This window comes from Microbulbifer epialgicus (assembly GCF_041447265.1).
Lineage (GTDB): Bacteria > Pseudomonadota > Gammaproteobacteria > Pseudomonadales > Cellvibrionaceae > Microbulbifer > Microbulbifer epialgicus.
Genome location: NZ_JBGMEK010000022.1, coordinates 63,207 through 71,095, shown reverse-complemented (window position 1 = coordinate 71,095; position 7,889 = coordinate 63,207). Strand labels below are relative to the sequence as shown.

The 7,889-nt window shown below is 46.6% G+C and carries 5 protein-coding genes; 2 read left to right on the top strand and 3 right to left on the bottom strand.

What is annotated here, in order from left to right; genetic code table 11:
* Positions 1-163: 163 nt before the first annotated feature.
* From ACCI49_RS11635 to ACCI49_RS11625, 3 genes are all read right to left on the bottom strand, one after another.
* Positions 164-436 (bottom strand): hypothetical protein, encoded by a 273-nt coding sequence (locus tag ACCI49_RS11635; protein ID WP_371839137.1) that lies wholly within the window; start codon positions 434-436, stop codon positions 164-166.
* Positions 437-441: 5 nt separating this feature from the next.
* Positions 442-2,502, bottom strand: coding sequence for a TonB-dependent receptor (locus ACCI49_RS11630; RefSeq protein WP_371839136.1), 2,061 nt, complete (start codon positions 2,500-2,502; stop codon positions 442-444).
* Positions 2,503-3,300: 798 nt separating this feature from the next.
* Positions 3,301-4,002, bottom strand: a complete 702-nt coding sequence (locus tag ACCI49_RS11625; RefSeq protein WP_371839134.1) for a glutamine amidotransferase-related protein — start codon at positions 4,000-4,002, stop codon at positions 3,301-3,303.
* Positions 4,003-4,329: 327 nt separating this feature from the next.
* On the opposite strand from ACCI49_RS11625, the gene ACCI49_RS11620 reads away from it, so the two are divergent.
* Entirely contained in the window at positions 4,330-5,931 is a 1,602-nt protein-coding gene (locus ACCI49_RS11620; RefSeq protein ID WP_371839132.1) for an AbgT family transporter, read from the top strand.
* 864 nt (positions 5,932-6,795) lie between these two features.
* Positions 6,796-7,851: an AraC family transcriptional regulator gene (locus ACCI49_RS11615; protein ID WP_371839130.1), complete on the top strand. Its 1,056-nt coding sequence runs from the start codon at positions 6,796-6,798 to the stop codon at positions 7,849-7,851.
* Positions 7,852-7,889 lie beyond the last annotated feature (38 nt).

Genomic DNA, 7,889 nt, shown 5'->3' with positions numbered 1-7,889 from the left:
TCGGTGCCAAAAAAGCTGGTTTGTTGGTACTGATCGGTGTCCGTGAGCATCATTATCCTTGAGCATTTCGACCAGAAATTTGGATCAGAATAGCGAAAACTGGTCGAAATGGCTATGTCATATATCCACGTAGTCCTAGTGCCACAAGGTCTGGAGACTTTTTTCAGGGTCGACTAAGTAGGCCAGCGGGAAATGTGGTCATTTTCAATTCACCCGTTCCATATCGATCATAGGGTATGGTGATATCACTTCCAAGATTGGCAAGCACATAACCATACGCATCTCCAGTATGTGCATAACCTAAAGCATCTACAGCATGATTAATACTTACATCATCAATGTGAGACTTTAAGTCTCGATATAGAGTTTTAACACCTAATGCCCAACCATTACTTAAGAGCCTTTCATAACCAAGAATAAATTCATCTTGATACATTGGTTCTAGGTCTCTATCAGAAAGTTGAGCACTATCTGGTAATCTGAAGTTACTCTAGCGTCTCCTATCTCCTGAGAAATAGGAACTCCATCAGCACCCACATTTACAGGAGCAAATGTCTTCGGATCATAATCCCCGTCAAAAATAAAGTATCTTTCATACCCAAGCTCCCCACCAGATAAGCGCACATTCGTGTTTGATGCGACAGGCATAAAATAACGCCCCCAGTTGCCGAATACCCTGGATTCACCATCGCCGCCTGGATCCCAAGAAAAACTCAAACGCGGAGCCCATTGATCATCAATTTCAATAAAGATATCGCCTTCACCATTGTAATTCGAAAAAGTTTCATTGCGGATTCCGGCGCTTATGGAGAGAGTATCACTAATATCCCAAGTATCCTCAATATAAAAGGCCTTCGACTCAACTTCAAACTTTCCCTCTACATCACCGACCCGATAAGAAACTATATGCACAGGAGAACCATCTCCATTATCAACTGGCACTATCCCACCATTGGGAAGCGTGGCACCAGGTAAATATGTACTATAGCTGTAGTACACCCCACCATTTTCCCTCAAGCCTGTCCCGGAATAAGTTTCTGTGGAAGAAGAAGAGTTACTTTCCTGATCATAACCGAACCGTATCGTGTGATCGTTAATCACCCATTCAAAATCAATACGATCAGCTACCCTTTCATCTCCTCCGGCCTGAACCCTAGAACTGGCTTGACAGCCAGGCCTGCTATTAGAATTACCGGGCAAAGCCCCATCACTAAAATCCCTGACATAGGGACAATCTATATCTGTAGTACTAATAGTGGTCAGTGAGTATTCGTTTTGCCCATGAAGTACAGAGATACTGAAATTATCTGTGAGCTGACCATCATAACGTACAAGCCAGTTATCCCCACCGCGCTCATCCCAGACAGTACCGGTATACTCCTCTTTGTTTCTATTGTAATAATCAAAATTTGATTGATCATTTTCCCTTGTACGCTCATCTGAAAACTGCATGTAGGAAAGTATATGATTATCGGTAACATGCCAATTCAAATTTACACCCCAAAAATCATCGTCGATATTCCTATCGTTATACCTTCCAGGGCTCCCTTTTGTAGTAAACTTTTCAACTGTTTCCTGCTGCTCATAAAGCATATAGAAGAACAGTTTGTCAGGAATTATTGGGCCGCTAATATAGTAATCCGTAGTATACTTGGACTCCTCATTTTCAGAATTCAAATCATAAAGAGTTCCATCTGTTGACAGCGTATCCGGGCTCTCTTCACGCAATGCTGCAGGCTCATAATAGGCTACCACACCATATTCAAATTCATTCGACCCCTTTTTAGTGACTGCATTAAATACGCCCCCCAACGACCGGCCAAATTCAGCACTGTATCCACCCGTTTTTATTTGAAACTGATCATAAAACTCAAAAGGTACTGAAGACCCGCCAAGCCCATTCCTAAAATTGGTTACATTTAGCCCATCAATGTAATAAGCATTTTCTCCAACAGATGCACCGCCAAAAGATATTAAATCCTTGTCTTCCCCAAATCCGGAGTCCCCCAAAACAGTCCCCGGGGCTAACAAAGCAACTGATTCAATATTACGAGAAACAGGTAACATCTCTATATCAGCCAACCCAATATTAAGTGCGGATTCTGCCGTTCCAGTACGTATTTGTGGAGCTACCTCTCCAAAAACTACAACTTCCTCCAGGTCGCCTAGTGAAAGAGGTATATCCAAATTAGCAGAACTTCCAATTGAGACAGAGACCTCCTCAATCACAGTAGGTTGATACCCCTCCTTTTGAACCGTTACTTTATAGACTCCACTGGGAAGATTAACTCTAAAATCTCCATTTCTCCCAGTAGACATTGTCCGTTTGAAGCCATTTTTTTCATTCTCAATAATAACTGTAGCTTCAGTTATTTCGATCTCATTACTCCCAGAAACAGAACCTTCAATAGCTCCATTCACATTCCCCGCGGCCATCGCTTGGCCAGCAAAAGTCGACAAGCTAATAGATACAGCTAACAACGTCCTTTTGAAAAGAATCATATACCCATCCTTTTGATTATCATCATATTTATAATTTATAATTTATTGATTATTGATTATTGATTATTGATTATTGATTATTGATTATTGATTATTGATACCAGGCTTAAAGTGTTGACCATCCTCCACCGGTCCACTTAAAAGTAACTCTACAGAACCTATAGGCCGACAAGAGCCTACTTGCCAGAACAGGCAATTAAGTACCACTTTCAAGCATGACTCCCGATCGAAACACATGACTTTTATACCCCCATGAAAAGATATTATTTACACTACCCTCAATCACTAACGCCGGGAAAGCACGATCCAGTCAGGAGGTCATTCATACCCACTAGGCAAATATTATTCTTTCAAACTTGCAACTCAATACTCATAAAAATATATTTAACCCAAAAGGAAACATTTGCGCCAAAATATGCATTGGAGCTAAGCGCTAAACAAAGCAATTAACTTACACTGAAGAAGAGGTGTTAAGACTGAACAACGCACACGGAAATTAACACGCCGTTCACAACTGAAAATAAATAAATTATCACGTAAGAATCAACAATAAGAAGTAATGCCGGGCCAAATTTTAATTTTCACCCCCTATAAATGTCGAACACAGTTCGAAAGCTAGGATGGGGCGAGAGGTAAAAATCCTCCCCTCTCCAAAGTGAGCCTAAAGTCAAATTCCAGGAGACCAATAACACTTCAATATACAACGAACAAAAATCGTGTAAAAAGCTGTCAAAGATGTGATAAAAGGCAGGGAAGAAAAGCGTAAGGGGACGAAGAGCACGCCCCCTCCCGATAGTGTTACTTACGCAAAAACTCCAACATCCACCTGGCAACCACATTCTCGTGGATATCATTCTGCAGGGAGGCTTGGCCTTTCTCCACAACCTCTTCACCAAAGGCCTCGCGACGTAGTTCCATCAAGCTATTGGAATAGGGCTTGGTAAACTCTGGGTGCGCCTGAAAGCTCAGCATATGATCATCCACCTGCAGCATTGCCATGGGGCAAAACTCGCTGGATGCCAGAACCCGGCCACCCGGTGGCAATGCCTCGACCTGGTCCTGATGGGTTACCAACAGGCTGAAGCTGTTCATGGGCTCAGACATCCAGGAGGGGGTTTCCTGCACCTCATAGGTGTGAACCCCAAGCCCCCATCCTTTATCTGACTTACGAGTCTTGCCCCCTAAAGCCTGAGCAATTAATTGGTGGCCAAAGCAAATACCGATAGTGGGCTTTTTCAGGTCGTGCAGTTCTCTCACAAAGTCCATTAGTGGTGGTATCCACTTTTTATTGTCGTAAACCCCGGTTTTGCTGCCAGTAATCAAATATGCATCTACTTCATCGATATGATTCGGGTAGTGGCCATGCTGTACTTCGTAGGTGATGAACTCCAGCTCTGGGTCTTGACTGCGCAGTAGCCCTGCGAACATCTCCGGGTATTCGCCGAATTCGCCCACCAGCTCCTTACGCACATCATCGGTTTTTAGCACTCCAATCTTCATTATTTCACCCCTGAGTTGACTGCTGAGTGTTGGGATTATGGCATATTCGAGAATGGCTGGTCGCACCAACTGGCGCCGAAATTAACATGCTAAAGGGCCTGTTTAAGCGACCTACCTAGTTAGGCGGTTATCAATCTTCACTCATACCGCCCCACAAACTTCCGCATTTTGCCGACCCATCAGCCAATAACATTCCTCCCGAGGCATTCTTACCCAAAGGACTTTTGTGTATGATCGCTGGCTTAGCACATTTTTCAGCCAATTGTTCGGCTACCGGGTGTTCCAGAGGCGATTAGGGGCGCTCGTTATCACGATTGAGGACAAACAATGACCACAACGACCTCCCCTAGCGATCAGCAGGATAACCCAGCCGGGCGCAAGAGGGCCTTTACCCGCTTCCTGGATGCAGTGGAATGGCTCGGCAACCTTCTTCCCCATCCGATCACCCTCTTTGCACTTTTCGCTTTGGGCGTCGTCGTACTCAGTGGCATAGCCTCCTACTTTGGCCTATCTGTCGCCGATCCCCGCCCAATAGGTGCCGCAGGTCGTGATCCCGACGGTGTTATTGAAGTCTTCAACCTGATGAGTGGCGATGGTCTGAGGATGATTGTCACCAGCCTGGTTAAAAACTTTACTGGCTTTGCCCCCTTGGGAACGGTACTGGTAGCCCTCTTGGGCGTAGGCATTGCAGAGCACTCCGGCTTGCTCAGCGCCGCAGTACGCGGTTTGGTACTGCAGGCTTCCAAGCGTACCGTAACCGTAATCGTTGTTTTCGCCGGTATCATCTCCAACACCGCCTCTGAGCTCGGTTATGTGGTACTAATCCCCCTGGCGGCCATGATCTTCCACTCTCTCGGTCGTCACCCTCTTGCGGGCCTCGCTGCAGCCTTTGCAGGCGTCTCCGGTGGTTACAGCGCCAACCTCCTATTGGGCACTGTGGACCCGCTACTATCGGGGATCACTGAATCCGCTGCTCATATGATCGATCCTACCTACAGTGTGGGCCCGGAAGTCAACTGGTTCTTTATGATCGTCAGTACCTTCCTGATCACCATTGTTGGCAGTTGGGTCACCATGGCGATCGTGGAACCCAAGCTCGGCAAGTACGACCCCAATGAGGCCTCCGTCGACTTGAGCCAGGATAAACTGGGCACCCTTACCGACGCCGAGAAACGCGGACTCAAATACGCCGGTCTTGCCGTCTTGGCTGTCTCCGCCCTATTGGCACTTTCAGTTGTGCCCGAGTGGGGAGTTCTACGCAATCCTGAAACCGGACTGGTAGCAGGCTCCCCCTTCCTCAAGGGCATTGTGTCTCTGATCCTGGTCTTCTTCGCTATTCCGGGCTTTGTCTACGGCAAAGTGGTTGGCACCATGAAGAATGACCGCGATGTGATCGACGCTATGGCTAAGAGCATGAACAGTATGGGTATGTATATCGTGCTGGTGTTCTTCGCTGCGCAATTTGTGGCCTTTTTTAAAGTCACCAATCTGGGAACCATCTTTGCGGTACTGGGTGCCGATGCCCTGCAGAGCATCGGCCTAACCGGACCGCTGCTGTTCCTGTTCTTTATCATGATGTGTGGCTTTGTGAACCTGATGCTGGGTAGCGCCTCAGCTCAGTGGGCGGTAACCGCCCCCATCTTCGTACCGATGTTGATGCTGCTGGGTTATGCGCCAGAGGTAATCCAGGCTGCATATCGAATTGGAGACTCCGTCACCAACGTGATTACGCCGATGATGAGTTATTTTGGCCTGATCATTACTTTTGCCGCCCGCTATAAGAAAGATTTGGGCATGGGAACCTTGATCGCCACTATGATCCCCTACTCAATCTTCTTCTTTGTCGGCTGGACTGCCCTCTTCTATATCTGGGTATTTGTCCTGGGACTGCCTGTTGGCCCCGGCGCCGCAACCTACTACGGTGGCTAAAGCGCAACTCTCTGGAAGCCCGCAACTGCGGGCTTCTTTTTTTCTCCCTTCACGTTGCACGCAGCCCTTAAAGAGCCTCTGAATAACTCTGTAATTTCTCTACGGGGCTTGAAGGATACAGATGTTGGCGCAGTGTGTAGCGAATGGCCTTAGCCCTTAACGAGGGCTGAAAAGCAGTAGCTGTGGTCTAAAGTCCCACCCAGTGGGGCTTTCAGAGGCCCCTTGACGCTATAATCGGATCCCATACTCTCCAAGTAGGCCTCCACCTTTAAAAAAATCTCTTTTCGGCCAACCGCACTAAAAAATTATTATTCCTTAAAAATAAGTCACGATAAAACAAAAAAAGCATATATGCCTATAAAGGGAATATTGTTCTTAGCTATTCAGCAATCCGGGTATTTTTTTTCATTAGACGACAGGGTTTATATTGACGGATCAATTTACAGGCTTCAAAAAGCCTAAAAAAAACAAGTAATATATATAACTGTAATAACATTTAGCGGAGATCGATACGCGGATTATCGCCACTAGTATCCTGCCCTGATCTAACTATCATTTATTTCCCGCTCAGGATGAGCACCATGGTTGTGCCCTTCACCGATCTTACTTAGTGAGACACTGCCCATCCACCACTGACATTTCCGGACGTCAAAGCAGAGCAGGCCCGCACCGGCAAGACTGTCCTCAATAACAGATACAGTTAAAACCCTTTACCGATAGACATAAATAACGTGCCACAAGGCTCGGATTTTTATTTATCGCTGGGTTCCGCATTGAGTCGATTAAGTTCCGCCTGATCAAATTCTTCAACCTGGAATATGTTCAAAACAACACGATCCAGGTGAAATACAGGATTCTAAGAAATTGACTCAACAAATAAGAACGACGCTATTAACAGGCTTTTACGAGTTGGTGAGCCAATTTAAAGGTAACCCAGAAGCTCTACTACTAAATTCGCAAATAAGCCCCCAGCAGGTTGAAAGCCTGGATGGCTACATTCCCTTGAAGTCGGTTAATGAGCTGCTGGATAAAAGTGCAGACCACTTGAACTGTGCTGATTTTGGCCTACGTCTCGCCCACAGCCAGGGAGCTGCGGCACTAGGTTCTCTGGGAGCAGCAGTACTGCAGTCACTCACCCTGGGGGAGTTCCTGAATACTGCCATAAAGCAACTTGCTAACCCGCCCTATAATCTGCGTGTAGAGTTGCAGAAAAAAGGCAAGCAGGCACTTTTAAGATTCCACTGTGTTGATGACCTTCAGGCAGGTACTCATGGTGAGGCTCCGCTTGCATTGGAGCAATGCAGGGAGTTCCTCTTGGGGGTTTCCCTGACAGCTTTGCAAAAGCTATGTGGCATAAACTTCCAACTGGAAGCCGTCCATTTGCAATCAGAGCATCCGCTACACGATGAATATGAAAGCTTCTTCGGGGTTCCAGTGGAGTTTGGCCGCGAAAAAGATGCTTTTATTCTCAGCGGCAGCTCTTTGTTACAGCCCACCGAAAAATGTAACCCGAGTCTGCGTCCACTACTTAAGTCTTATATTGATGAACTGTTGCAGCAGGGAGAGGTCAGCTTAGTGAAGCAAGTTCAGCAGCTAATTTACTGCCTGATGCCACTAAAGCGGTGTAGCCTACAGGAGGTAGCCAATCAGCTCGGCATGCACAAGCGCACCCTGCAGCGCCGGCTACGTGATCGCAACCTGGTATTTGAGGATTTGTTGGATCGTATCCGCCGAGAACGTGCGGAATACTACCTAAGCGGCAAACAGCCTCCCATGTCACAGATTTCTAATATGCTGGGGTATCGAGAACAGAGTTCCTTTAACCGCGCCTGCTATCGTTGGTTTGGCACCACGCCCATGAGGGTAAGACGTCAGCTAATGGCAGGGGTAGCGGCCAGAGAAGCAGTGAACTCCGAATAACCCCTCTTATATTAACCTGGCCATGAAAACTGACGCAG